Source organism: Suttonella sp., assembly GCF_056855035.1.
Genome location: NZ_JBXGGR010000038.1, coordinates 14,998 through 41,676 on the forward strand (window position 1 = coordinate 14,998; position 26,679 = coordinate 41,676).

At 46.3% G+C, this 26,679-nt stretch carries 22 protein-coding genes and 4 pseudogenes; 17 read left to right on the plus strand and 9 right to left on the minus strand.

The annotated features are described in order from the left end of the window. Nucleotides 1-98: 98 nt before the first annotated feature. Genes pheA through ACJHVI_RS03500 form a run of 3 tightly spaced genes read left to right on the plus strand, consistent with a single transcriptional unit; the run spans nucleotide 99 to nucleotide 3,021 of the window. The gene (gene pheA, locus ACJHVI_RS03490) at nucleotides 99-1,175 is read left to right on the plus strand and encodes a prephenate dehydratase (protein ID WP_115217907.1); all 1,077 of its coding nucleotides are present in this window, start codon (nucleotides 99-101) and stop codon (nucleotides 1,173-1,175) included. Then, nucleotides 1,176-2,153 (plus strand): NYN domain-containing protein, encoded by a 978-nt coding sequence (locus tag ACJHVI_RS03495; RefSeq protein ID WP_483183235.1) that lies wholly within the window; start codon nucleotides 1,176-1,178, stop codon nucleotides 2,151-2,153. Then, entirely contained in the window at nucleotides 2,143-3,021 is an 879-nt protein-coding gene (locus ACJHVI_RS03500; protein WP_483183236.1) for a prephenate dehydrogenase, read from the plus strand. The genes ACJHVI_RS03495 and ACJHVI_RS03500 overlap by 11 nt, the downstream gene beginning before the upstream one ends. 280 nt (nucleotides 3,022-3,301) lie before the next feature. On the opposite strand, the pseudogene ACJHVI_RS03505 reads toward ACJHVI_RS03500, so the two are convergent. The 5 genes and pseudogenes from ACJHVI_RS03505 to ACJHVI_RS03525 form a co-directional block, all read right to left on the minus strand. After that, nucleotides 3,302-3,444: pseudogene (locus tag ACJHVI_RS03505) on the minus strand (IS1595 family transposase); the annotation flags it as partial. A gap of 360 nt (nucleotides 3,445-3,804) precedes the next feature. Beyond that, nucleotides 3,805-6,141 carry a TonB-dependent receptor gene (locus tag ACJHVI_RS03510; protein WP_483183237.1) on the minus strand — a complete coding sequence of 779 codons (2,337 nt, stop codon included), beginning with the start codon at nucleotides 6,139-6,141 and terminating at the stop codon, nucleotides 3,805-3,807. 30 nt (nucleotides 6,142-6,171) lie between these two features. Beyond that, nucleotides 6,172-7,422 (minus strand): MFS transporter, encoded by a 1,251-nt coding sequence (locus ACJHVI_RS03515; RefSeq protein ID WP_483183239.1) that lies wholly within the window; start codon nucleotides 7,420-7,422, stop codon nucleotides 6,172-6,174. After that, a complete protein-coding gene (locus ACJHVI_RS03520; protein WP_483183240.1) occupies nucleotides 7,422-7,820 on the minus strand; it encodes a hypothetical protein in 399 nt (132 codons plus the stop codon). The genes ACJHVI_RS03515 and ACJHVI_RS03520 overlap by 1 nt, the downstream gene beginning before the upstream one ends. 4 nt (nucleotides 7,821-7,824) lie before the next feature. After that, nucleotides 7,825-8,078 (minus strand): annotated as a pseudogene (locus ACJHVI_RS03525) (GNAT family N-acetyltransferase); the annotation flags it as partial. A gap of 408 nt (nucleotides 8,079-8,486) precedes the next feature. On the opposite strand from ACJHVI_RS03525, the gene pnuC reads away from it, so the two are divergent. The 6 genes and pseudogenes from pnuC to ACJHVI_RS03555 all read left to right on the plus strand — a co-directional run bounded on the left by pnuC (nucleotide 8,487) and on the right by ACJHVI_RS03555 (nucleotide 13,979). Continuing rightward, a complete protein-coding gene (gene pnuC / locus ACJHVI_RS03530; protein ID WP_483183241.1) occupies nucleotides 8,487-9,170 on the plus strand; it encodes a nicotinamide riboside transporter PnuC in 684 nt (227 codons plus the stop codon). Between the two features lie 178 nt (nucleotides 9,171-9,348). Further along, the gene (gene aroA, locus ACJHVI_RS03535) at nucleotides 9,349-10,665 is read left to right on the plus strand and encodes a 3-phosphoshikimate 1-carboxyvinyltransferase (RefSeq protein ID WP_483183242.1); all 1,317 of its coding nucleotides are present in this window, start codon (nucleotides 9,349-9,351) and stop codon (nucleotides 10,663-10,665) included. Further along, a complete protein-coding gene (cmk, locus tag ACJHVI_RS03540) occupies nucleotides 10,658-11,326 on the plus strand; it encodes a (d)CMP kinase (protein ID WP_483183243.1) in 669 nt (222 codons plus the stop codon). The genes aroA and cmk overlap by 8 nt, the downstream gene beginning before the upstream one ends. Nucleotides 11,327-11,355: 29 nt before the next feature. Next, the gene (gene rpsA / locus ACJHVI_RS03545) at nucleotides 11,356-13,029 is read left to right on the plus strand and encodes a 30S ribosomal protein S1 (RefSeq protein ID WP_483183244.1); all 1,674 of its coding nucleotides are present in this window, start codon (nucleotides 11,356-11,358) and stop codon (nucleotides 13,027-13,029) included. A 36-nt stretch (nucleotides 13,030-13,065) separates the two neighbouring features. Further along, nucleotides 13,066-13,368 (plus strand): annotated as a pseudogene (locus tag ACJHVI_RS03550) (integration host factor subunit beta); the annotation flags it as partial. Nucleotides 13,369-13,418: 50 nt separating this feature from the next. Further along, nucleotides 13,419-13,979 (plus strand): thermonuclease family protein, encoded by a 561-nt coding sequence (locus ACJHVI_RS03555; RefSeq protein ID WP_483183245.1) that lies wholly within the window; start codon nucleotides 13,419-13,421, stop codon nucleotides 13,977-13,979. A 39-nt stretch (nucleotides 13,980-14,018) separates the two neighbouring features. Here the strand turns inward: ACJHVI_RS03555 and ACJHVI_RS03560 are convergent, their stop codons facing one another. Further along, nucleotides 14,019-14,867, minus strand: a complete 849-nt coding sequence (locus ACJHVI_RS03560) for a lysophospholipase (protein ID WP_483183246.1) — start codon at nucleotides 14,865-14,867, stop codon at nucleotides 14,019-14,021. 69 nt (nucleotides 14,868-14,936) lie between these two features. On the opposite strand from ACJHVI_RS03560, the gene ACJHVI_RS03565 reads away from it, so the two are divergent. From ACJHVI_RS03565 to ACJHVI_RS03575, 3 genes are all read left to right on the plus strand, one after another. Further along, the gene (locus tag ACJHVI_RS03565) at nucleotides 14,937-15,338 is read left to right on the plus strand and encodes a YccF domain-containing protein (protein WP_483183247.1); all 402 of its coding nucleotides are present in this window, start codon (nucleotides 14,937-14,939) and stop codon (nucleotides 15,336-15,338) included. Between the two features lie 721 nt (nucleotides 15,339-16,059). Continuing rightward, the gene (locus ACJHVI_RS03570; protein WP_483183249.1) at nucleotides 16,060-16,713 is read left to right on the plus strand and encodes a YceI family protein; all 654 of its coding nucleotides are present in this window, start codon (nucleotides 16,060-16,062) and stop codon (nucleotides 16,711-16,713) included. Between the two features lie 40 nt (nucleotides 16,714-16,753). Continuing rightward, the gene (locus tag ACJHVI_RS03575) at nucleotides 16,754-17,554 is read left to right on the plus strand and encodes a substrate-binding periplasmic protein (protein ID WP_483183250.1); all 801 of its coding nucleotides are present in this window, start codon (nucleotides 16,754-16,756) and stop codon (nucleotides 17,552-17,554) included. 891 nt (nucleotides 17,555-18,445) lie between these two features. Here the strand turns inward: ACJHVI_RS03575 and ACJHVI_RS03580 are convergent. Both ACJHVI_RS03580 and ACJHVI_RS03585 read right to left on the minus strand, forming a co-directional pair. Then, nucleotides 18,446-20,104 (minus strand): putative transporter, encoded by a 1,659-nt coding sequence (locus tag ACJHVI_RS03580; protein ID WP_483183251.1) that lies wholly within the window; start codon nucleotides 20,102-20,104, stop codon nucleotides 18,446-18,448. 196 nt (nucleotides 20,105-20,300) lie between these two features. After that, nucleotides 20,301-20,588 (minus strand): YfcZ/YiiS family protein, encoded by a 288-nt coding sequence (locus ACJHVI_RS03585; RefSeq protein ID WP_483183252.1) that lies wholly within the window; start codon nucleotides 20,586-20,588, stop codon nucleotides 20,301-20,303. 277 nt (nucleotides 20,589-20,865) lie between these two features. On the opposite strand from ACJHVI_RS03585, the gene ACJHVI_RS03590 reads away from it, so the two are divergent. From ACJHVI_RS03590 to torD, 4 genes are read left to right on the plus strand one after another with little or no spacing between them, the layout of a single operon-like run. Next, nucleotides 20,866-21,042: a periplasmic nitrate reductase, NapE protein gene (locus ACJHVI_RS03590; RefSeq protein WP_483183254.1), complete on the plus strand. Its 177-nt coding sequence runs from the start codon at nucleotides 20,866-20,868 to the stop codon at nucleotides 21,040-21,042. Between the two features lie 50 nt (nucleotides 21,043-21,092). Then, the gene (gene torC, locus ACJHVI_RS03595; RefSeq protein WP_483183256.1) at nucleotides 21,093-22,298 is read left to right on the plus strand and encodes a pentaheme c-type cytochrome TorC; all 1,206 of its coding nucleotides are present in this window, start codon (nucleotides 21,093-21,095) and stop codon (nucleotides 22,296-22,298) included. An 8-nt stretch (nucleotides 22,299-22,306) separates the two neighbouring features. Further along, on the plus strand, nucleotides 22,307-24,832 hold the full coding sequence (gene torA, locus ACJHVI_RS03600) for a trimethylamine-N-oxide reductase TorA (RefSeq protein ID WP_483183257.1): 2,526 nt from the start codon (nucleotides 22,307-22,309) through the stop codon (nucleotides 24,830-24,832). Between the two features lie 58 nt (nucleotides 24,833-24,890). Further along, complete coding sequence (torD, locus tag ACJHVI_RS03605) at nucleotides 24,891-25,553, plus strand: molecular chaperone TorD (RefSeq protein ID WP_483183258.1); 663 nt, start codon at nucleotides 24,891-24,893, stop codon at nucleotides 25,551-25,553. Nucleotides 25,554-26,195: 642 nt separating this feature from the next. Here torD and ACJHVI_RS03610 read toward each other — a convergent pair. Further along, nucleotides 26,196-26,498, minus strand: a complete 303-nt coding sequence (locus tag ACJHVI_RS03610; RefSeq protein ID WP_483183259.1) for a RidA family protein — start codon at nucleotides 26,496-26,498, stop codon at nucleotides 26,196-26,198. On the opposite strand from ACJHVI_RS03610, the pseudogene ACJHVI_RS03615 reads away from it, so the two are divergent. Beyond that, nucleotides 26,497-26,679: pseudogene (locus ACJHVI_RS03615) on the plus strand (IS5 family transposase); the annotation flags it as partial. The gene ACJHVI_RS03610 and the pseudogene ACJHVI_RS03615 sit on opposite strands and share 2 nt — an antisense overlap.

Genomic DNA, 26,679 nt, shown 5'->3' on the forward strand with positions numbered 1-26,679 from the left:
AATTTGTGCGTTTCAGAATAGAAATTGCCGCGCGATAAACCCTGCTTTATTGCGGCGAATGCGCTAAGATGCCCTTTTCCACCATCCATGGAGAGCCAATGAAAACCTTAGCAGAACTACGGGCGCAGATTGATGCGCTAGACCAAGAGATTCTTGCCAAATTATCGCAACGCGCCCAATGCGCGCAGGCGGTGGGCGAGGTAAAAAAAGCCGAAGAGGGCGATAATATTGTCTTTTACCGCCCCGAGCGCGAGCGGCAGGTGCTCAATCGTTTGCAAGCTTTGAATCAGGGGCCTTTGCCCGATGCGGAGGTGGCGCGCCTGTTCCGCGAGATTATGTCGGCGTGTTTGGCTTTGGAATTGCCGCTAAATATTGCCTATCTTGGGCCGGAAGGCACTTTCACCCAAGCGGCGGCTTTAAAACAATTCGGGCATTCCGTGACGACCAATGCCAAGCGCAGCATTGAGGAAGTGTTTAAGGCGGTGGAGACGGGCGATTGCCAATACGGCGTGGTGCCGGTGGAAAATTCTACCGAAGGCATGGTAACCCATACCTTAGACACGCTGGCGCTTTCGCCGCTCAATATCTGTGGGGAGGTGCTGCTGCGCATCGAGCAGAATCTGCTCACGCATGAGGAGCATTTGGAGGCGGTGAAAGTGGTGTATTCCCACAGCCAATCTTTGGCGCAATGCCGCGTATGGCTGGCGGAGAATCTGCCGAATGTGGAAACCGTGATGGTGGGCAGCAATGCGGAGGCGGCGAAACGTGCGGCAAAAGAGCGCCATAGCGCGGCGATTGCAGGAAAAATGGCGGCGGAATTGTATGAATTGCCTGTCCGCTATACCCATATTGAAGACAATAGCAGCAATACCACGCGCTTTTTGGTCATCGGGCGGCAATTTATCGAGAGCAGCGGCAATGATAAAACCTCAATTTTGGTTTCTTCGCATAACCGCCCCGGTCTGCTGTATAAACTGCTCGAGCCGATTGGGCGGCACAATGTCAATATGACGCGCATCGAATCCCGCCCTAGCAAGCAGGGCATGTGGGAATATGTGTTTTTCATCGATTTGGAAGGGCATCAGAATGCGCCCGAGATGCAGGCATTGTTTGCCGAAATCCGCGATCAGGCGAGTCTGTTTCGGATTTTGGGCAGTTATCCGAAGGCGGGGTAAATGGACAGACAAAAGAAATTGGCGGTATTGATTGATGCGGATAATGCTTCGGCGGCGGTAGCGGCGGAGATGTTCGCGGAAATTGCCAAATACGGCATTGCAAGTGTGAAACGCATTTACGGCGACTGGAGTAGTCAAAGTTTATCAGCGTGGCAGAAAATTTTATTGAAATATGCGCTTGTCCCCATTCAGCAATTTGCTTATACCAAAGGTAAAGATGCGACTGATATGGGTTTAATTATTGATGCAATGGATTTGCTTTATAGCGGCACTTTTGATGGTTTTTGTCTGATTTCCAGCGACAGCGATTTTACGCCTTTGGCTTCTCGTATTCGTGCTTCCGGTTTAACGGTTTACGGCTTTGGCAAAAAAAATACGCCTGAGGCTTTCCGTAGTGCCTGCGATAAATTTATTTACGTAGAAAATTTGGAATTGCTTGATGAAGCTTTGCAATCAACAGAAACAGAGAAAAATTCTAGGAATAATGAAGCTCAAGTAAAATCAACAATGCCTATGCATCGCCAAAATATTTCTGGAGCACTGGAAAATTTATTACGTAAAGCTGTCAAAGATAATATTGATGAGGAAACGGGTTGGGCATTTGTTGGACAAATCGGCAGTTATTTAAGCCAAACCAATCCTGATTTTGATCCGCGCAGTTATGGTTATTCAAAGCTATCTAGTATGCTTAAAGCGTTAGGCGGATTGGAATTTCGGCTCGATGGAAATAGTCGTATGTTTTGCCGCAAAATACCGTGGTCAGAAATTGTTCTTAAAGTTAATGAAGCACATCAAAAATTCAAAGATAAAAATGGTAGTGCAAGTATTAAAGTCATGGAAAAATATCTTCAGCCGCGTCTGGATATTGCCGCCTACGGCTTTGCGGATTTAAACGAATTGCTTGAAAAAATGCATCGCGCCAAAGTAGAAAACGGCAGAGTCAGTATATCGTCAGAAGAGAAAAAAGATGAGCAATAATGGTAATTTAGGCACGGTCGCCTTTATCGGTATCGGCTTAATCGGCGGTTCATTGGCTTTGGCATTGCGTCAGGCGCAGGCGGCGGAGCGGATTATCGCTCTGGATAATGATGCGCGAGCCTTGGTGGCGGCGCAGAATTTGGGCGTGATTGATGCGCCGGCGCAGTGGACGGATTTGGCGGCGGCGGATGTGATTGTCTTGGCAACGCCGGTCGATGCTTTATTTGCCGTCTGTAAGCAATTGGCGGCATTGCCGCTGAAAGAAACCGTCGTGATGACCGATGTGGGCAGCACCAAGGCTTCTGTCTTGAGCGCGGTGGAACAGGCATTCGGCACTGTGCCGCCCTTTTTCGTGCCGGCACACCCGATTGCCGGACGGGAAAAAAGCGGCGTTGCGGCGGCAAGCGGCGATTTGTTTCTGCGCCGCAAAGTGATTTTAACGACCTTGGCGCAGACGGACGACCGCGCTTTGGGCGTGGTCAGCCGTTTATGGCATAGCGCAGGGGCTTTGATTAGCCAAATGTCGGTGGCGGAACATGATGCGATTTTGGGCGCGACCAGCCATTTGCCGCATGTTCTGGCGTATCTGTTGGTCGATATGCTCGATCAGGATTTGCAGCATGAGGCGATTTTTTCCTATGCGGCGGGCGGTTTTCGCGATTTTACCCGCATCGCTTCCAGCAGTCCCGTGATGTGGCGCGATATCTGCCTGCACAATCTGCAGGAAATCGCCGCCTTATTGCAGCAATACCGCCAACGCTTGCAGCAATTCGAGCAACTCTTGGCGGCAGGCGATGGCGAGGCAATCGAGCGGATATTCAGCCGCGCCAAAGCCGCGCGCGATGCGCATTATTTGTCGGAAATATAAGAAAATGTTTTTGGCAATAATGCTTTTCGGCAAAGCGCTTTGCTGTGGTGGATGTTGCCAAATTGCTGAACAGCAAAGCGCAACATGAAACAAAATGATGGAGAAAAAAGTACAAAAATTGATGTTTGAAGTGCGGCAGACACGGCTTTTACGCTTGCGGCGGCAGTAAAGAATTGGCTGCAAGCACATCTTTACCTGCGGTACCACGCCGCGTTATATTTTCATCCCGTTCGATAAAGAATTTATCTACTTGCTGCTCTACATGCTAAGCAATCACCTATCGAATTTTACGGTAGAACAGCAGAGTAGAATTAGGCTGAATACCGACTATACCAGCGGCTGCATGAGCTGGTACTTCTAATACAAAAATTGCCGTCATTTTTTCTGTGTGGCGTTACCTAATTTGCAATGACTTATCTGCATTTTTTTTGAGTGTAAACTGATTGATGATCGGCGTCAGATTCTATAGTCAATTCATGGCAGAGTTGCACACCTAAAAATATCAAGCTTTACTATTGTGCGGACTAACATATAAAAACTGTGTCTTTATTTGAGCTGAATTGACTATAAATCATTCTGCTGGTTTAGTGCCTTTAATCATACCGGCCACTTCATCAAGCTTGAGACCTTTGTAAAACCCATAAAATTTAACGTTTTAACATTTTACTTATTTGAATTTTAATAATTTTTTCTTAAAAAGTTCAAAAAATGGGATTTTGCAAAGGTTTCAGCTTGCAATATGCCACAAACATCATAATGTTTGTGGCATGATAGCGCATGATGTTAATAATTTAAGGTATAACTTATCCCGTAACTTCTCCCCTGTGCAGGTAAGCTGGATAATTCACCATAAGTTGCTTTGGCAGCTTGACTAAATACACTTTTATATTTTTTATTTGTCAAGTTATAAATCCCAAAGTTTAACTGACCTTTAGGTAGTTTGATCTCACCCAATAAATCCGCCACGACATAGCCTGAAATTCTAGCCTCCGGGGTTTTGCGGACATTTTGATTGGTTTTGGCAATCAGGCTGTCCTTGTAAGCTCTTTGTGTACCATCAATGGCAAGTAGTTGTAAGCGTAACTTATGTTCGTTTGGCGTAGTATATTGAGCAAAAGCGGTGGCTTTGGTAGGGCTGATACGAAACGCCCCAAGTTCTCGATATTGACCGCTTGCATCTTTGTATTGCCCCCGTGTATAGGCAATGCTACCACCGACAGCCCAGTTATCATTAATCTTGTGATTTAATTCAAACTCCGCTCCATAGATACGTTCGTCAGTATCGGCAACAACCACGCTATAATCTTTTAAAAACTGAGTGACTTTGTCTGATGTATTATAAAATGCTGTCAGTTTAGCATGACTATCGCCAAATGTTCCCACCCAACCCACATCATAACTATTGACTGAAATTGGCTCAACATTATCAGAATTAACCGCAAAACCCGTCCCAACATCTCTTAGCACCCTTTGTAAATCAGGCAAACTATATCCTTGCCCAAAATTGGCAAAAATACTGTGATTTGGCGTTAATTGATAATTTGCTCCAAGATTAAATAAGGTTTTGTGATGCTTCACTTTGCCAGAATTGACAGTTCCTGCTTGATACGGCACTTTATTCTGGTTTAATAAATCGGCTAATAGCGACTCACTGGGTGGCACAAAACCATCTGTTTTACTGTCTATAATTTGATGCCGTACACCTGCCGATATTTTTAAATCATCTGTCAAAGCAACATTAGCATTGGCAAATATGCCGTAGGTTTTTAAGGTGGTGTCAGGTCCATAAGTGTAACGGTTGCCAGTGTCTTTAAATGCCAAGCCGTTGCTTTGCATAAAGGTAGTCAAATCATAGCCTGTCGCCCCTTGGCGGTTTTTTTCTTGTTCGTAGTCAATGCCATAACTAAGCAGTACAGGTTTTTGAGCAAGGTCAAATTTTCTTTGTAAAGCCAATCTCGCTCCTAATACATCTGCCTTGGATTCGGATTGTAGCACGCCATAGGCACGAGATTGCAGAGCTTTGGTATAAGCATCAAAAGTGGCGGGTGGCAAGCCCATGCTCTGTAAAACAGGCAATGCTTTATCAACCGAAAATGGAGCAACAAAGGGATAAAATCGCCCTTCTTCTTTACGATAATAAGCATTCGCATTGATGGAATTGCCCCACAAATCATCATGATGATAGTTGATATTAAAGGTGCTTTTAGTGGTTTTAGGCTGTTCTGATAAAGACAGTCCCTCAACTGCATTTAAAGATGGTGCTGCCCCAAATAGTACAGAAAGACCATTGCCATAATCGGGAGCATATTTGGTATCTTGCTTATCCGAATAATGTGTCAATGCTAAATTGATGTTTTGTTTATCATCGATTTGCCAATCAACATTTGCATTAACACTTAGGCTTTTGCTGTCTTGTTTGTCAGTTTGGGCAGGCTCAGGAGCGATGCGTTTACCACTAGTATCAAATGCCCCTCCTGTGGTGCGATAGTCGACATCAAGTCGTGTAAGAACATTGCCGTTTTCGCTGACACCTGCCACACTCTGACCTACCTGATAACCGATGCCTTCACTGGATAATTTACTACCATGTACACCGATGCGGGTTTCAAATTGACCCTCTTCCAAATCCGACTTAGTAACGATATTAATCAAACCGCCTGTTGCCCCAGACCCATAAATACTGGTTGCTCCTGATAAAACTTCAATTCTAGCCACTTGACCGGGGTTGATACTATTAAGCTGTCGAGAGATGTCTCGCGAACCCGTCAAAGGCACACCATTTAACAAAAATTGCACTTGACGACCGTGCATGGTTTGCCCAAAGTTACTGGTGGTGCCACTGCTTACCCCCAAACTTGGAATGAGCTGTGTCATCACGTCGGCAAGTTGGCGAGAGCCTGTTGCTTGCTCTTGAATTTGCTCTTCATCTATAATTTTAGTGGTATGAGGCATTTGCGTGATACGATTGGCAAGTGCCATACCGCTTTTGTCAATGGTAACAACCACAGGCTCTAATTCAATCGTTGGTAATGACTCACTGGTTTGAGCATGCAACTGCTGAGTTACTGCCAAACTCAACAAAGGTAAAGATAGCCAGTGGAAATGGTGAAAATAGCACATAAATTGCTCCTTTAGAAAAAATAACACTCTTTAAGAGTCTGCCATAGAAAGTTTTTTTATCAATGCCGGCAAAACAAGCATTGACACCCCAGAGCCAATCGCAAGCCATAAAAATAGCTTGTCATAGCCAAACTGATGTACTAAAAATCCACTCATCGCCCCGCCGATAAAATACACAAGCAACTCCACGCACACAAACAAAGTAAAGTCCGTGCCAGCTTGGTCGGGATTGGCGACATGCATAAACAGAGCATATAAGGCAGTCATTGTTAAATAGCGAACAGCTAAAATTAGCAAAACACTAATTGCTATCAAACTCATAAACCCTGTTTTTAATAAACCTACCGCAGGTAAAAAATCACCCAATAAAGGATGTAGCAATCCTAGACACAACAAAGCATAAACTGCCGTTCTTAGCCATCCGAATAATATAAGACAACGTACCGTGCCGATATGTTTGGTTAATATCCCTGCCAAAAGTGCCGAACCAATCCCAACAATCGCTCCAAATACCGAAAACAAAAGCCCAATCTGAGACAGTGAAAAACCAAAATCCACAAGCATTGGATTTAGCATTGCCATCATCGGAGCTTCCACAAAGCGAAACACCACAATCAAAGCCAGCAACCATTTCGTTTGCGGGCGTTTGATAAGCCTAATAAGACTTGCTTTGGAAAGATTGGTAGCATGTTTGGGATTGTTTTGGTCTTTTAAGAACCATAGTGAACACGAAATAAGCACAACAGTCGTTGCCAAACTTATTGTCGCCATTTGCCAACCAAATCTCTGATATAGCCACAGCGTGCCAGCACCGCCTACCATACTACCAAACGCCACCCCAAAACTTTGCATGGCACTTGCCAGTCCAAAGGATGACTTATCAAATTGTTCCACTGTATAGCCATCAATGGCGATGTCTTGAGTGGCACTTGCTAAAGACACCAAAAAACTTATGCTAAGAAATAATACAATCTCAGAAAACTGTAAAAAGCCAAGCCCAAATAGCCCGACCACCACAATAATTTGAGTAAAAAATAGCCAAGTCTTGCGTTTGCCGATTTTGGCACAATAATAATTGTCCACATAGCTTGCCCACAGAAATTTAAACGCCCACGGCAAATATAAGAGTGAAAGCATACCAATCACCCTAATATCAACGCCTTGATGTCTTAAAATGGCAGGCAATGCCACATTAAAAAAATACAAAGGCAAGGCATGGGCAATATACAACAGTGCCACCATCATCAAAAGATGGCGATTTTTTTGTTGTGAGACAATCATCAGACCGCCCCTATCTTAGTGTTTATCCATGCTTTGGCTTCAGTCAGTGATAATACCACCGCATAAGGCACTCGCCATGCTTTATGAAAAGCAGGACTATCTAAGGCTCGTCTTTGAGTCTCATTATCGACAATTCTGACTAATCCTTTGCAATATTTAAAGAACGATTCTTTGTGCGTCTTGTACCAAACCGCTTCAGCTCGACGGTAGTTATCAGGTAGTACAAGTCCTGTCTGACTATGGTAAATCAAGGCAAAACTCTGCTCATTGGCTAACAAACCACTCATAGCAATCAGCCAATCATCAAATGCATCTTGACTAATCTCGCCTGAAAAATCGAGTAAAAATATGGGTAAGGAGCTATTTGGGTTCTGAATAGTATTTAGAAAAATAGGCATAACATCACTCTTTAATGCTGGTATTTAAATAATGGGCAAACTTACAATAAAACCCTTCTTTGTCACAAAAATATAACATTGCAGTTTTTTCAGGCATTACAATTTGATATTGGGGCATATAGTTTAATTCCTGAGCGACTACCTCATAGGGTTTTACACTTGCATCAGGTTCGCCCACAATTTTTTTAGCAGGCGAATATTCGAAAATAAAAAGCTTATTAGGCTCATTATAGCACATAAATACCCTTTACCAAAAAGCTATATTTCTGCTGACAACAGAAAATGCCAGCTCAATAATATTTAATATCATTGATTTAAGATTGTAGATATAATGATAATCATTGTCAATATATTTTATATGGCTCTAGGCTGGCAGAATCGCTCCCTTAGAATAGAAAAATGAGATGCGACAGTAAATTAAGCACACGTTCGCTCAAAAAATGAGTTGACACTTTTATGCCGATGCTCAAGTTTTAAAAACAGCTTTGCCGGCGGGTTTGAATCGCCATACCATCAATTATCAGACTGTCTTTCTTGTTGAAAAAAGCAGAATGATTAAACCAAACGGCATAGGTTAGCTTGGCGGCAATCCGCAAATTTTGCAGCGCTTGCATTCGCAGTTGCCGACAGCATAAGATGCCGCTTCTATTTCCCACAGGAGCACATATGAACCCTTCGACTATTCTGCAATACATCAAAAAAGAACTCTGCGACGGCTGGAAACCCTTTGAACTGTTTTGGTTAGCCGCCTTTCTCATCGCGCAAATTGTCGCCTTTATCCTGCAGCCCGACTCATGGCTTGCCATGATTTCAGGCATTGCCGGCATATTGTGCGTCGTATTTGTGAGTAAAGGAAAAATCAGCAATTACTTCTTTGGGCTTATCTTTGCCTACACCTATTTCTATGTGGCGTGGAAAGCCAACTATTTGGGCGAAATGAACACTGTGCTTTATGTTTATATCCCCTCGCAATTTATCGGCTATTTTGTCTGGAAAGCCAATATGCAGAAAGACGGCACGGGCGAAGCGGTTATCGCCAAAAAACTTGATGTCAAAGGCTGGCTTATCCTGATTGCTGCTCTTGCCGTCAGCACCTTCTTATTCGTGCTGGCGCTGCGTGCGGCGGGCGGCAGCTCCACAGGACTGGACGGCATGACTACCATGATTACCGTCGCCGCCCAGCTGCTGATGATACTGCGCTACCGCGAACAATGGATTTTATGGATTACGCTCAATATTTTATCCATCATTCTCTGGGCGGAAAATCCGGCTATGTATTTAATGTACATCGCCTATCTGCTGAACTCCGCCTACGGCTACTATAATTGGACGAAACTGCAAAAAGCCTAAATCAACAAGCGGAATTTCTACGGTGTAAACCGTATTAAGAAGAAATCCCTGCTAAAACGGCTTAAGCCGATGCTGCATTCAGATTGCCTGAACAGCCGCGATAAATGCGGCATCGGCGGCGCAATTTTTTTCGTGATGCGTTATGCTGCACTTTTTTCAGCAATAGAGGTAGGAAGAAATGGCTTTAACATGGAAAAGTTCGCCGGTGGCGGCGCTTGAGGGTGCTTTGCGTGTGCCGGGGGATAAATCGATTTCGCATCGCGCGATTATGCTCGGCGCTTTGGCGGAGGGGCGTACGGAGGTCAGCGGTTTTTTGGAGGGCGAGGATTGTTTGGCAACGATGCGCGCTTTTCAAGCGATGGGCGTACCGATTGTGCATCATGGTCAGGGGCGCGTGAGTATTGACGGACAGGGTTTGCATGGTTTGAAAGCGCCGGCTCAGGTCTTGGATGTGGGCAATAGCGGCACGAGTATGCGTTTAATGGCGGGCGTTTTGGCGGGACAGGCTTTTGACAGCGTTTTGGTCGGCGACAGCTCTTTGATGAAGCGTCCGATGCGCCGCGTGACCGAGCCTTTGGCTTTGATGGGGGCGTCGATTGAAACGACGGAGAGCGGTACGGCGCCTTTGCGGATTCAAGGTCGTCCTTTGCAGGGTATTGATTACACTTTGCCTGTGGCAAGTGCGCAATTGAAATCTTGTCTGTTGCTCGCCGGTTTGTATGCGGAGGGCGAAACGCGGATTACGGAAATCGGTATCAGCCGCGATCATAGCGAGCGGATGTTGGGCGGTTTTGGTGTGCAGATTGCCCAATCGGGCGCAACCTTGAGTATTCGCGGCGGGCAGACTTTGCGCGGCTGCGAGGTGGTGGTACCGGGCGATGTGTCTTCGGCGGCGTTTTTTATTGTTGCTGCTTTGATTGCCGAGCGCGGCGAGGTCTTAATTGAAAATGTGGGCATGAATCCGACGCGTTCAGCGGTTGTAGAGATTCTGCAAATGATGGGCGGTAAGATTTTGATTGAAAATGCACGCGAGGCAGGCGGCGAGCCGGTGGCGGATTTGCGGGTCTGTACTTCTGCTTTGCAAGGCATTGAGATTCCTAAGCATCTCGTGCCGATTGCGATTGATGAGTTTCCGATTTTATTTGTCGCTGCCGCTTGTGCGGAGGGTGAAACCTTTGCCGGCGATTTGGCGGAATTGCGCGTGAAAGAGAGCGATCGTTTGACGGCGATGGAGACAGGGCTGAAAATTTTGGGTGTGGATTGTCAAGCAGGACAAGACAGTATGCGCATTCGCGGCAAAGGGGGCACGGCGTTTTCAGGCGGCGTGATTGACAGTTTGGGCGATCACCGCATTGCCATGAGCTTTGCTGTGGCGGCTTTGCGCAGCGCGGCGGCGATAGAAATTCAGGATTGCGATAATGTGGCGACTTCTTTTCCGAATTTCTGCGATTTGGCGCAGGGTATCGGTATGCAGATTGAGGTAAGCGATGCGTAAGATTGTAACGATTGACGGTCCGAGCGGAGTCGGCAAAGGCACGATTTGCCAGCGTTTGGCGCAAACTCATGATTTGGCGTATTTGGATAGCGGCGCTTTGTATCGTCTAAGCGCTTTGTTTGTGCAAGCGGCGGGTTTGAGCGCGGCAGGCGAAGCGGAGCAAGCGGCTTTGCTGGCGCAGATGAAGGTGCATTTTGAAGTGCAGGCTGACGGCGTGGCAGCTTTTTTAGACGGGCAAGCTGTGGGGAGTGAATTGCGTTTGGAAAGCACGGGGCAATTGGCTTCGCAATTGGCGGCAAAACCGGCGATTCGCGCCGCTTTGCTGGGTTTTCAGCGCCAATTTGCCGCCGATAAAGATTTGGTGGCGGACGGTCGCGATATGGGTACGGTCGTCTTTCCACAGGCGGCTTTGAAGATTGTTTTGGAGGCGAGCGCGGAAGCGCGTGCAAATCGTCGTTATAAGCAGTTGATAGCGAAAGGAGAAAGTGTTACTCTAGCCGCCCTCAAAAATGAGATTGCCGAGCGCGATGCGCGCGATCGCAATCGTGAGGTGGCGCCGTATGTGCCAGCTGCTGATGCGGTGCTGATTGATACTACTGATTTATCAGTAGATGCGGTGTTTGAACAGGTCAATGCCCTGTTTCAGGCGCGTTTTTTTTAATTTAACATTGATACACAGGTCCAGATTACATGGCAGAATCATTTGCAGAACTTTTTGAAAAAAGTATTGAAACAACCGAGCTCAAGCCCGGTGCGATTATTAAGGCGGAAGTCATCGAAATCGGTAAAGAATTCGTGGTACTGAATGCCGGTTTGAAATCGGAAGGTTTCATTCCCGTCGCGCAATTCACAAACGACAAAGGGGAAATCACCATCAATATCGGTGATGAAGTCGAAGTCGCTTTAGAGGCATTGGAAAATGGCCACGGCGAAACCCAAATTTCTCACGAAAAAGCGCAACGTATCCGTACTTGGGAAATCCTTGAGCAGAAATTCCGCGATGAAGAAACCATTACTGGCGTGGTATCCAGCCGCGTGAAAGGCGGCTTTACCGTTGATGTGGAAAGCGTTAAAGCCTTCCTGCCGGGGTCATTAGTCGATGTACGTCCGGTCAAAGACCCCGGCATCATCGAAGGCAAGGAAATTGAGTTCAAGATCATCAAACTGGATCAAAAACGCAACAATATCGTGATTTCTCGCCGCGCAGTACTGGAAAAAGAGTACAAAGAAGAGCGCGAAGAAGTCTTGAAAAATCTGCAAGAAGGCGATGTGGTCAAAGCAGTGGTTAAAAACCTCACTGACTACGGTGCATTCTTGGATTTGGGCGGCGTTGACGGCTTGCTGCATATCACGGATATGGCATGGAAACGTGTGAAATATCCTTCCGAAGTGGTAGAAATCGGTCAAGAAGTGGAAGTTAAAGTCCTGAAATTTGACCGTGAGCGCGGTCGCGTTTCTTTAGGTATGAAGCAATTGGGCGATGATCCTTGGGCAGATATTGCACAGCGTTACCCGGCCAACTTTACTTTGAGCGGCAAAATTACCAATATTGCCGATTACGGTGCTTTCGTTGAAATCGAAGACGGCGTAGAAGGCTTGGTACACGTTTCTGAAATGGATTGGACGAACAAAAACGTTAACCCGCGTAAATTCGTTTCTGTTGGTCAGGAAGTGGAAGTGATGATTTTAGAAATCGACGGCGAACGCCGCCGCATCTCTTTAGGCATGAAACAATGCCAGCCGAACCCATGGGAAGAATTCGGCAAGCATCATAACCAAGGCGAGCATGTCAAAGGTCAGATTAAATCGATTACCGATTTCGGTATCTTTATCGGCTTAGACGGCGGCATTGACGGTTTGGTGCATTTGTCTGATTTGTCATGGGACGAAAGCGGCGAAGAAGCCGTGCGTGCTTACCAAAAAGGTCAGGAAGTCGAAGCGATTATTCTCGGCATCGATGCTGAGCGCGAGCGCATTTCTTTAGGCGTTAAGCAATTGAAACAAGACACTTTCTCTCAATTTACTTCAGCCAATGGTCGCGGTGCGATTGTCAAAGGCAAAGTTATTGAAGTCGATGAGCGTCAAGCGGTAATCGAATTGGCAGAAGGCATTAACGGCATTCTCAAAGCATCTGAAGCCTCGATTGAGCGTGTAGAAGATTTAAGCAAGCTCTTAAGCGTTGGCGATGAAGTAGAAGCCAAAGTGCTGAATGTCGATCGCAAACATAAAAACTTGAGCCTCTCTGTGCGTGCGAAAGACGTTGCAGAAGAAAAAGCCGTTATTCAAGACTATACGCGCAAAGAAAGCCAAGCCGGCACTTCTTTGGGCGATATCTTCAAAGAATTGGAAGGCTCCGACAATTAATCTTATCGCGGCAAAGCATCTTGGCGATGCTTTGCCCGCAATAATAAAGGAAATAGAATGACCAAATCCGAGTTGATTGAACGCTTGAGTCTGAAACGTCCGCATCTGAAAGCGCAAGACGTGGAAGAAACCGTCAAGCTGATTATTGAAAAAGTGTCTCAAAGCCTTGAAAAGGGCGACCGTGTAGAAATCCGCGGTTTCGGGAGCTTTTCTTTGCATTATCGTGAAGCACGTACTGGTCGTAACCCAAAAACGGGCGATTCAGTAAAAGTGCCTGCAAAATCCATTCCTTACTTCCGCGCAGGCAAAGAACTGCGTGAGCGTGTGGATGAGCACTAAACAGCTGCTTAATGAAGCCTGTTTCTTTATGGCAACGCCTTTTTAAGGCGTTGTTTTTATTTTGGCGGCGGCAAAATCGGCAAGCCGCCAAACAAGGTGGCAATCTGCCGATTTTCCTCATCAGCGGCGCAGGGATATTACTGATTCATCTCTTCTTTCCTGCCGCAAAATCCTATGATCAAGCCTTTGATGCGTCGCCGCAGAGTATCCACTGCCGCTTAGAACGGGTACTGGATGGCGATACTATTACTGCCTATTGTGAAAACCGCTATTTATCTATCCGTTTGCTTGGTATTGATGCGCCTGAAAGCGGGCAAGAGCCTTGGGGCGAGCGTTCGCGGCAAGCCTTGCAAAAGCTGATGGCAAGAGAATTTAGCCTTTTGCCGCAGGGAAAAGACATTTATGAACGCCAGTTAGGCATTATTGTTGTGCAGGGGCAAGAGATTAATTTAGCGATGCTGGCGCAGGGGCAGGCGGTTCTTTATCGCAGCAAAGAGGCTCCAGCAGCTTATGCGGCGGCGGAAAAATCCGCGCGAGCGCAGAAAATCGGCGTATGGGCGCAAAAAGGCGCGCAGCAAAATCCTAGCCGTTGGCGGAGAGAACATCAGTAGCATAGGTTTTAAGCGTTTTTGTATATTGACTATACTTTTTCACTTCTCCGCTTTTCCGACCATATCGTCTAGCCATACGGCAAGACGGGCGTAAACCGGCGCCGTATCGCTCTCATGAAAAATCTCATGATAATAGCCCTCAAAGCAATGCGCCTGTACCAGCGGAGGACTCTTGCGGGCAAATTCCGCACTGCCTTTGGCATCGACCAAGAAATCCGCGCCGGCATAAAGTAGCAAAGTCGGCACTTGCCAATTTTGAGCATGCGCTCTTGCCGCCTCGCCGGCAGCCAAAATAAAACCCGACAGACTGCCGCTGATTTTTTTATGGCACAAAGGATCATTTTTCAATTGAGCATTGATCTCGTCGCGATGGCTGACCTTCATCGACAAATGATGCGTAATCACCAAATGCGGCGCCAGCGCCTGCAAAGCGCGGCTACTCAGCTTCGACAACACCGTCATATGCGTTTTTAAAGCCGGCGAGGATAAGACGGCATAATCTGGCGCCTCTTCGCCGCCCTGATATTGCACCAGATAATCCGCCACCACCGCACCGCCCATACTGTGTCCGAACAAAATCAGCGGCAAATCGGGTGCTAAGCGGCGCAGCTCTTGCCGCATACTGCGCAAATCTTCCACCAGCCGTTGAGGACTGTCGAGATCGCCGCGCCTGCCCTCGCTTCTGCCATGCCCGTATTGGTCATAAGCAAAAACATTCAGCCCCATGCGCAGAAAATGCGGAATAATATCCTCATACCGCCCGCTATGCTCGCCGATACCGTGCACCAGCAAAAGCTGCGCGCGCGGCTGCGCCGCCTGAAACCGCCGCCAATACAGACGATGCCCCGCCGCTTGCGGCAAATAGCCGCTATCTGAATCATGATTCATAAACTATCCTTGCAATCTCACGACAAACGCCGCACTATAAGCCCAGACAATTATTGTATAGGAGAAATCATGGCGGATTTGCGCATTTTGCTTAATCTATTATGGGTTATTTTGGGTGGCTTAATTATGGCGCTCGGCTGGGCATTCGCAGGCGTATTGATGGCAATCACCATCATCGGGCTGCCTTGGGCGCCCGCCTGCTTTCGCATCGCACGCTTCACACTCTGGCCTTTCGGCTATCAAGCCGTAGCGCGCGAACAGCATATTGCGGCGGAAGCCGTAGGCTGCTTGGGCAATATCATCTGGCTGATATTGGCAGGCTGGTGGCTGGCATTAGGACATCTGACACTGGCAATCGGCTATTTCATCAGCATCATCGGCATACCCTTCGGCTGGCAGCACGTCAAAATGCTGCGCATCTCCCTCGCCCCCATCGGTATGAAAATCGAAGCCATACCCGAGCAAAATTAGGAAAACAGCATAATGCGACAGCTCTTGTTCGACACAGAGACTAATTAAAAATTCTCTCAATATGAGTTGAAAACAACCATAACACCAAAACAAAACCATTTAAATGATTGTTTTTACTACAAAAAAAGGATGGTGCGAGGCAAAAAAACTAATACCCTAAATCATCTTGAATTTCGGTTGGTAAATGCGCTAAAATAAATCTCCTTTTGATTTAGACTCTGATAATCAAGATAAGCAAATCAAAATACAGTATCATGAATCATCTTTTCCTTATAATTAATGATGGAAGGGGGTTCATAAAAAAATAAAGATTTATATTAGAGAGTGCTTTTTTATTATAGTCTTTGTACATAGCATAAAACTTAGATTTAGGTAAATGGATGCATAATCTACAATAAAAATGCTATATTTAAGCATTTTCAGCTTATATGCATAAGCTGAAAATAAAAATATAATCATCATAAATTAAACCAAGTTAATTTTATTTACCTTTGATAGAAATGACAAAAGTTTTTTATTTCTATATTAGTAACGATTATCGCGGTTCATTGATGTAGTTTATGACAAATAGCACTGCACTAAATCATAAATTTTTATGGGGTATTTTATAACACATATCCTATTGTCTTTTAAAAAATATTAACTGTATTTATGACACAAACTTATCTTCTTTATTCCTTTAAATTGAAATATCTTTTTAATAGTAATTTAGGAACCATTCATGCACAAAAATGCCTTAACTTTTCTAATGTTAATATTAGTAGGTTGTTCGCCCGAATCAGAAAGCAATGTTGAACCTTCTAAACAAACTCAAATAAATCATAATATTGTACCGACAGATAATGCTAATTGGACTTTAAAAAATGCAGATATTGTTTTTTCCAGCACAAAAATAGATGGCAAAGGAAATCACATTGAAGAAATGGGGAATTTTACTGAATACTCTGCTTTTTTTAATAAAAAAGGGCAATTTAAATTAGAAATTGATTTAGCAAGTGTTAATACAAATATTATTATCCGTGACCAAAGAATTAGAGACTGGTTATTTGAAACAGAAACTTTCACAACAGCCTCTATTACATCCAATTTAGATGCGGAACAGATAAATCAATTAAAACTTAACGAGTCAATTCAAATTACACAGCCAATTACATTAGATTTACATGGTATACAATCTAATTTAGATGCAGATCTAATAATCACTAGAATTGAACCATCAATATTATCAGTAAAAACGAACCAACCTGTTATACTAAGCGTAGCAAATTTTGGCATGAAAAATGGTCTACAAAAAATGACAGAAGTTATGAATTTATCTGAAATACTTCCCGACATTCCCATTACATTTAAGGGTGAATTTTTTCGTCCATTATGATTAATTATCAATCTAATTATTCTACGCAAGGTTAAATTTTATGAAAAAAATTATTTTTATATTTCTAATTGCTTTAGTGTTTAGTTCTTGTAAAGATAAAAACATAGAGAAGAATGCTACTATCCCAGAAAGAGAAAACTTATCTACGCAGGAGATAATTAAAGTTGGGTTTATTTCATCTGCAACAGATAATGCACCGTTAAATTATGTTGATGAGCATGGTAAGATTCAAGGATTTGAATATGATATTTTACAGGAAATTGCAAAAAGAAACAGTTATAAGTTTGAATATAGGTATCAACCAAGAAGTCATTTATTTGATAGCTTAAGAAATAAGCAATATGATATTTTATCAGGGAATATCGGCATTACTGAAGAAAGAAAAAATCAATATGCAATGACTATTCCTTATTTAGATGCATATCCAATTACAATTATTAGCAAGGATAGAAAAATTAAATCACTTAAAGACTTAAAAGACAAATCTGTTAGTATAAAAAACAGCCCTATGGATGGTTTTTATAATATATTACACACCTACAAAGAAAGTGAAAAATTAGACATCCACTATACAGGTAGTGATTGGCTTGCTATTAAAAATGTAATCAAAGATGAAACAATTGCAGCAATTAGCAACTCTTTTGTAATACCTTATTTTGTTGAGAAATATTCTGATAAAAACACTCCTTTGTATTTTTCAATTGATTATAATTACCCACAGGAATATTATGGGTTTTTATTGAATAAAGAAAATTCTCAATTAGTAGAAAATATAAACAAAGCCTTGACAGATATGAAAGCTGATGGAACTTATCAAACTATTTTTAAAAAATGGTTTTGATTTTAAAAAATGGTTTTGAGCATTCTGACCCCATATATTATTTATAATTAATCATATAGTCGGAGAAGTGAAAAAGTAGCACAATACAGCGGTACTGCAGACAGTACAAGAGCGTACAGCAAAGTGAGCCAACGCCGTAATACTTTTTCAATTCTTCGACTATACACGCACAAACAGGCGGCAACAGGCACATAAAAACACTTTGCCGCTTGAATTCAAACAAAGAAACTCCTAAAATAGCCACCGTTTTATTCATTCCGACCACGCGCTAAACGACTGAAAACGCTAAAGCATGAAAAACTCCTTTTTTTGCAGAACAATTTTAGCTAAAGCCCTTTTTAACAGATTGAAAAACAGGATGAAAAATAGGGTGGTCGTCGGGACAACTGCCCCACACATCGGGGATTAAGACTTAAGTGCTATCATCAGACTCTGTGATGACGTCGGAACAACTGCTCCACACATCGGGGATTAGCGGTAGGTCGGATTCTTGAATCCGATAAATCTGCGCCAAATAATGTCGGATACAAGTATCCGACTTACTGCTAGCTTGCAAACGATCTATTGACTTCCCCAAAGCACAAGTTATGATGCCTACTTCGGCAAACAGAAACACGGTGAATCTCCCCGCCGTAGGCTTGATGCACATCATGACCGCGTGAGGAAGGGCAGTATGCGCTAAGCATCAAAAAGTCTTATGACGAACTGCACGGGAGCTCCTCCTGTTTGCTGCTATTTTTTCAATAGCCGCGCTTTTTCCTTAGCGTAGCTTCTTCTATCAAAAAATCTGATAAAACCGTACCTTAAACAATATCGGATATGTCTGTCCGATTCGTGATGATAGGCAAAAAAATCTCCTCATGTGTTGAGGAGATTTTTTTGCGCCTGTTTTTAGCTCGTCCACAGCAGGACGGCGATAAGCTGCGGCAGCATGATGCGCAAAAACATGGTCAGCGGATAGACGGTAGCATAGGCGAGCGCGGCGGCGCCGTTGTTTTCGTCAATGGCATTGGCAAAGGCAAGCGCGGGGGGATCGGTCATCGAGCCGGCAAGCAGTCCGCAGAGGCTGAGGTAGTTGAGTTTGGCGTACAGTCGCGCGATGATGCCGGCGATGAGCAGCGGCAGCAGGGTAATCAATGCGCCGTATAAAATCCATGCGATGCCTTCTTTGCTGAGCAGGGTGGAAAAGAAATCGCCGCCGGCTTTTAGCCCTACGACGGCTAAAAACAGCACGATGCCGATTTCCCGCAAGGCGAGGTTGGCGCTGGGCGGCATGAACCAGTAGAGTTTGCCGATGCTGCCGATGCGCGCCAAGATTAAAGACACGACCAAGGGTCCGCCCGCCAGTCCCAGTTTTAATGCGACGGGAATGCCCGGTATGTGCAGCGGTATCGAGCCGAGCAATACGCCCAAGCCGATGCCGATAAAGACGGGCAGCATTTGTACTTGCTGCAATTTCTGCTGGGCATTGCCGATGAGTGCCAAGACGGTGTTGAGGTTGTCTTGGCGCCCTACCAGATGCAGCACGTCGCCGAATTGCAGGCTTATTTCGCCTGTGGGAATCAGCTCCACGCCGGCGCGGTTGATGCGCGAGATGACGACGTCATAATGTCCCTGAATTTGCAGATGTCCGATTTTTTTGCCGAATACTTGTTCGTTGGTAACGACTGCGCGGATGTTTTTCAGCGGCGAATCGCCTGCCGTGATGGGGTCGGCGCCGCTGACTTCTTCGCCTAGAATCAGGCGCATTTTTTGCAGGGCTTTTTGCTCGCCCACCAAATGCAGCACGTCTTGATTGTAAATAAGGGTATTGGGGTTGGGCGTGATGATTTCCTCGCCGCGTTTGAGTCGTGAATACACGACTTCATGCAGGGCGAAATCGGGCATATCGCGCAGGGCGATGTTGTGAATATTGGGGTTGCTGACGCGGATATTGATTCCGCTCAAACCTTCTTTATGGTGCTGGCTGCGTTCAAAGGCTTTCGCTTCTTGGGCGATATTGACTTTGAAGGCGTAGCGGATAATGCCCATTGCCAGCAGGATGCCGATGATGCCGAAAGGATAGGCGATGGCATAGCCCATGCCCATCAGTTCGGTGGTATTGCTGCCGCCGAGTTCCGCCAAGATTTGCTGCCCTGCGCCTAAGGAGGGGGTGTTGGTTACCGCGCCGGAAAAGATGCCTAAAATAATCGGCAGCGGTACGGAAAAAATCTTATGCAGGGCGATGGTGCAGAGTCCGCCTAATGCCACTATCAGGATGGCAAAGGCGTTTAAGCGCAGACCGGAGGCACGCAAGCTGGCGAAAAAGCCTGGACCGACTTGAATGCCGATGGTGTAAACAAACAAAATCAAGCCGAATTCCTGAATGAAATGCAGGGTGTGCGCGTCCAGCACCAATTGCTGCTGTTTCATAAAGTGCGCCACGATGATGCCGCCGAATAATACGCCGCCGATGCCTAAGCCGACGCCGCGTATTTTCAAATTGCCCAGCCACAGCCCTAGGCTGGCAACAAGAGATAACACGCTGATAGTAATTGCAATATCGCTCATGATTATCTAATCCTTTATTATTATGCCGAGTGTTTGGGATAGGGATAAAAACTGCGGCGTATTTTATCAAATTAGCGGTTTTTTTGATATGAACTGAATGGAAAAATCCGCAAAAAACGCTTTAATGATTTATTTTTCAGATGATTCAGACGTAAAAAAATCCCACGGCATGTGGGATTTTTGCTTGGACGGCGCCTTAGCGCGTGGCTAATTGGAAAATCATGGCTTCCGCTTGGCAGGCAAAGGCGAAACCGGCTTTCAATCGGTAGCCTTCCTCTGTGGCTTGAATCTCGCTGCTGATTTGGCAGGGCTCGCTTTCGGCGGCTCTGGCTTTTTGGGTGAGAAAATCGAGCGCAGCTTGCGCCTGCGCCTGTTCGGCAAAATGCTGATCGATTTCTACTAGACATTCGCTGCCGTCAATGATGCTGCCGATTTCCACGCAGCAGCAGTTAATCACTTCTTCCGGATTGCTGGTTTCGCTCATTGTATGCTCCATGATGTAAAAAATGTGCTCCGAGGACTGACTATACTACTTTTCAGCACCGATTGCGGTGAATATTTTATGAAAAATGGGACTATTTTCATAATGATTGATAAATCATTGTTATTGATTAAAGATTTCAAGACAAGGATTTTGCGCGCAAAAAATTTTTTGTCTGATGTTTGACAAGGCTTTTTTTAGCCATGATAATTGAAATACGATAAATATTTTACTTTATGGTTTTCGGCATGATGCCGATTTTTTTTCTAAGGAGTATGCGATGGCTGATTCAGCTGCTGAAAATAGCGTTGCCGATGCGTCCAGTGCAAAAAGCGAGTGGAAGAAATTTCTGCTGCTGGCTTTTGTCGCTTTGCCGATTGTGGCGCTGTTGGCAATTTGCGCTTATGGCTTTGTGGTGTGGTTCGGGCAAATCTTATGGTGGGGCCCGCCGAAGTAAGCATTTGATAAATTTCAATCCAGTTCAGTACATAAAAAGAGAATAAAGAGATGAAGACAGGTTTTCGAGGCATTGTCGGCGGGATTTACTCGCTATTTACCAAACCCGCAAGCAAGATTGGCTTGGGTGTGTTGGTAACGGGCGGCTTCCTTGCGGGAGCCTTATTTTGGGGTGGCTTTAATTACGGCATGGAAAAAACGAATGAGGAAGAGTTCTGTCTTTCCTGCCATACGATGAAGGACAATCTTTTGCCAGAATTGCAAAAAACGGTGCATTGGCAGAACCGTACAGGGGTGCGCGCGCGTTGTCCCGATTGCCATGTGCCGCATAATTTTACGGATAAAATTGCGCGCAAAATGCAGGCTTCGCGTGAGGTGTTAGGGCAAGTCATCGGCACGATTGATACCAGAGAGAAGTTTTTGGATCACCGCCTGACTTTGGCGCAGCGCGAATGGACGCGTTTAAAAGCCAATGATTCGAAAGAGTGCCGCAATTGCCATGATTACGACAGTATGGATTTCTCAAAAATGCGGGTAACTTCGCAGATGGTGATGCGCCGCGCGGCGGAAAACAATACCAGCTGTATCGATTGCCATAAGGGTATCGCGCATCAATTGCCCGATATGAAAGGGGCACATAATCCTTTGTTTGATACTTTGGTGTCTGCCGCGCACGGTTTGACGCTTGAAAATCAGCAGGAATATTACAGCGTCTCGCCGCAGGATTTGTTTGCCGACGAGGCTTTAGGCAAGAATATCGGCGCTTTGGAAATTGCCACGCCGGTGAAGGTTTTGCAATCCAAAGGCGATGCGGTGCAAATCGAGCTGGATTTGTGGCGTAAAAACAAAGGTTTCGGACGCGTGTTGTACAGCAATTTCGGCTTGAATATTACCGCGGCGATTTTGGATAAGGATTTCGCCACCGCCGACGGCAATATCCGCATCAATGAGAGCAAACAAGATGAGCTGACCGGTTTGGAATGGCAGCAAGTCACGGTGCAGGCGTGGATAGAGAAAGGGCATTTGGTGAGAAGTCCCGAGCAGATTTGGGATGTCGCCAGAGCGAGCTATACGCAAAGTTGCAGCGTCTGCCACCGTCCGCCAGCGGAAGCCGGACATGATGCCAACCAATGGCCGGGCTTGTTTGCCGGTATGGTCGGGTTTACCAATATGGACGCGGATACCTCGAAATTGGTATTGAAATATTTGCAAATGCATTCGTCTGACTTCGTTCAGGGCGATAAAACGGCGCATTAGGAGGATTTATGACTGAGTTAAAAAGACGCCAATTTTTACGCGGATTCGCTGCTTTGGGCGCTTCTGCCGTGCTTCCTTCGAGTTGGTTGTTGGCACCGAAGATTGTGCAGGCGGCGGAAATAGATTTGCAGCCGGATGCCAAAGATATGCAGGGCTGGAAGATTTCCGGCGCGCATTGGGGGGCTTTCCGCGCCAAGGTGGAAGCCGACCGCGTGGTAGAAATCCGTCCCTTTGAATTTGACAAACACCCGACCCCGATTTTAGACGGCACTTTGGATGTGATTTACAGCGCTTCGCGTGTGCGCTATCCAATGGCGCGTTTGGATTGGTACAAGCACCGCAAAGACAGCAAACGCGAAGAACGCGGCGATAACCGCTTTATCCGCATTTCTTGGGACGAGGCTTTGGATTTGCTCTATGCGGAGCTGGAGCGCGTGCAAAAGGACTACGGACCTTGGGCTTTACATACCGCAAACGTGGGCTGGCGTTCGGTCGGGCAGGTACACAGCTGCGGCAACCATATGTTGCGTGCGGTAGCGATGCACGGTCGCAGCGTTGGTACGGCAGGCGACTATTCCACCGGTGCAGGGCAAGTCATTCTGCCCTATGTCTTGGGTTCAACAGAAGTGTATTCGCAAGGCACATCTTGGGAATATATTTTGCAGGAATCGAAAGTCATTATTTTATGGGCGAACGATTTAGTGAAAAATCTGCAAGTGGGCTGGAATACGGAAACCCATGAAGCCTACGCTTATTTGGAACAGCTCAAGCAGAAAGTTGCCGATAAATCCATCCGCGTCATCAGCATCGACCCTGTGAAAAGCAAAACGCAGAACTATCTGAATTGCGAACAGATTTACGTCAATCCGATGACGGACGTGGCGATGATGCTCGCCATCGCCCATACCTTGTGGAAAGAAGAGCTATACGATAAAGAATTCCTAAAAATCTACACCTTAGGCTTTGAAGAATTCCTGCCCTATCTCAAAGGCGAAAGCGAAGATATGGTAGAGAAAACCCCCGAATGGGCGGAAGCGATTTGCGGCGTGCCGGCGGAAGAAATCCGCGCATTAGCGCGTCTGATGGCGGAAAACCGCACGCAAATCATGGTCGGCTGGGCGATTCAACGCCAAGAACACGGCGAGCAACCCTATTGGATGGCAGCGATTATTGCCGCCATGCTGGGACAAATCGGTCTGCCGGGCGGCGGCATCAGCTACTCGCACCATTACAGCTCGGTGGGTGTATCCTCAAGCGGCGCATCTATGCCGGGAGCATTCCCGCTCGGCTTGGATACCGGACGCAAACCGCGCCACGACAATAGCAATTACCAAGGTTACAGCGCCACCATTCCTGTGGCGCGCGTGATTGATGCCCTGCTTGAACCGGGCAAAGAAATCCGTTTCAATGGACATGCCGTCAAACTGCCGCCATATAAAATGGCAATCTTTTCCGGTTGTAACCAATGGCATCGCCATCAAGACCGCAACCGCATGAAAAAAGCCTATTTGGAATTGGAAACCGTCGTCGCGGTGGACTACAACTGGACGGCAACCTGCCGCTTTGCGGATTTGGTTCTGCCTGCCTGTACGCCCTACGAGCGCAACGACATCGACGCCTACGGCTCTTATAGCAACCGCGGCATCATCGCCATGCAAAAACTGGTCGATCCGCTCTACCACTCGCGCTCCGACTTCGACATCTGGCGCGAATTCTGCAAACGCATGGGGCGCGATGAAGAATACAGCCGCGCCATGAACGAAATGCAATGGGTCGAGCATCTTTACGAAGAATGCCGCGCCGACAACGGACGCAAAGACTTCCACATCCCGCCCTTTGAGGAATTCTGGCAAAAAGGCTACGTCCTCTTTCCCGAAGGCAAACCTTGGGTGCGCCATGCCGACTTCCGCGAAGACCCTGAAGTCAATGCCTTGGGCACACCCTCGGGATTTATCGAAATCTACAGCCGCAAACTCGCCTCATTCGGCATGAGCGACTGCAAAGGACACCCCATTTGGATGGAAAAAACCGAACGCTCGATGGGCGGACGTCAATCCGACAAATACCCGCTGTGGCTGCAATCCGCGCACCCCGACACCCGCCTGCACTCACAAACCTGCGAATCGGAAACACGCCGCGCCGTCTATACCGTGCAAGGACGCGAACCCATCTACATCTCGCCTGAAGACGCCGCAAAACGCGGCATTCAAAACGGCGATTTGGTACGCGTCTTCAACGACCGCGGACAATTGCTTGCCGGCGCAGTCGTCTCGGACGACTTCCCCGCCAATGTCGTGCGGATTCAAGAAGGCGCTTGGTACGGGCCGACGGGTGCGGAAATCGGCGCCTTAGACACCTACGGCGACCCCAATACCCTGACCATCGACATCGCCGCCTCCGAACTCTCGCAAGGACCGAGCGCCAACACCTGCCTCGTGGAAATTGAAAAATACACAGGCGAAGCGCCGGCGGTAAGCGCATTCGGCGGACCGACGTATGTGAATTTACAAGGCGAGGTTGTAGAGCCGCATTAATCGCAACATAACAGCGGGCATCTGCCCGCTTTTTTCTGTCAAAATCCAATTCACTCACATGAACGACAATAAACCGCACACAACATTTGAAGACAGCTTTTCCCTCATTGCCGCACAACGCGCCCTCATCTACCAATGGTTTGCCGACTGGCTAGCCGTCGAACGCAGCGAAGCGGACTTAGACCGCTACCAAAGCTCCGATGCCGCCCAACTCTGGGAACATTTCGCAGCCTGCGGACTGGAGCAAGAAAGCCGATACATGCAGCAAGCGCTTAATGAAGCCCTCAGTTTACCGGACAGCCGCTTGGAAATCGCGGCGGATTTTGCCGCCGCCTTCCTACTCGCCGCCGACTACTGCGCCACGCCTTATGCTTCTTGGTACGTGGAAGCCGATAAAAAACTCTACGGCGATGCGGAAAAGCGCATGCGCGCATTTCTGCAAGAACAGCAACTGCAAATCCATAGCGACTTTAAAGAACCTGCCGACCATTTGGCGGTCTTTCTGGCGGTCTTCGCTCATTCGCTGCAAACAGAACGGCAAGCGCCGACAAACGCCGCCGCAGAACAAGCCCGCTTTCTCGAAGAAGCCCTGCTTAATTGGCTGCCGCTGTGGGAAGCGCGCTGCCGCCAACTGCGCTTAAAAACCAAAGTCTACCCCGCCCTTGCCGCGCTTCTACTCGCCTTTGTACAAGCCGATAAAGCCTATTTGCGCGGAGAATAAGGGCCATTTCGGAGAGTTATAGTCAATTCATGGCAAAATTAATCATTTTTCAATCGGGTAGGTCGGATACTTGTATCCGACATTACTTAAAATATAAATTTGTCGGATTCAAGAATCCGACCTACTTCTTTATAAATTATTAGCTTAGATATTTATACCAATACAATTTGTTATGAAGTGTCAGTCCGGCATAAATGCCTAAGCGAAGGTTAAAAATATAATGTTCGTCTTTGTCATGAATCGACTATAAAACTACTGAGCATGGTCTTGTTTTGTATGTTTTTTCGGCTTCTCTGAGGATGGTTTGTGCAAACATGAAAAATGCTGCGCTTAAGCTTTCTCTGATATGAGATATGCTTAAGCGCAGCAGTAATTAAGTTTTTGAGCTAGAGAGAGTCGAAGAATCGAAACAGTATGATGGACTTGGCTCGCCTTGCCGTACGCTCTTGTGCTGTCTGCGGCTCGCCTCCCTGTACTATTTTTTCACTTCTCCGACGAGAGCTTGCTTCTTATTTCTGCAGGGCAGATACTTTTATCTCTATAGTCAAAGATTTCAAAAAGAGTTACAGTTTTAATTCATTTTGCTGTACTCTCTATAACGCTCGCAGCTTGATATTTTGTGTCACTTTTTCAGTTCTTCGACTATACCTTCCACTCGGGTTTGGCAATGAGGGCTTGCACGCAGGCACGCGCAGGTGCGTTGTTTGAATCCACCCAGGCATCCCAAGCAGTATTCATTTCATCATAATCTGCCATATCCGTTAAAAAAATAGTGGCTTCCAGCAGATGGCTTTTATCCGAACCGCATTTTTCAAGCCATTGATCAATTTGGGCTAAGACTTCTTCTGCCTGGGTTTTAACGCTTGCATCCAGACTGAAACCTTTGCAAAACCCCAAAAAATCCTCTAAATTCTCCCCAACCCAGAATTGAGAGGATTTTTCCATGAGCAGCTTCTTCTACCACTCCGCCCAAACCCTACTCAATCAATACGCTGACCGTTTCCCCTTGCTTAAAATCACCCAACTGCTCGATTGGCAAGCTATTGAACACACTCTTGCTAGTAAAAAAGTGGCTGATTTGCGCGACCACGGCGGTCGTCCTGCTTATCCGTTGTTGCCGATGTTT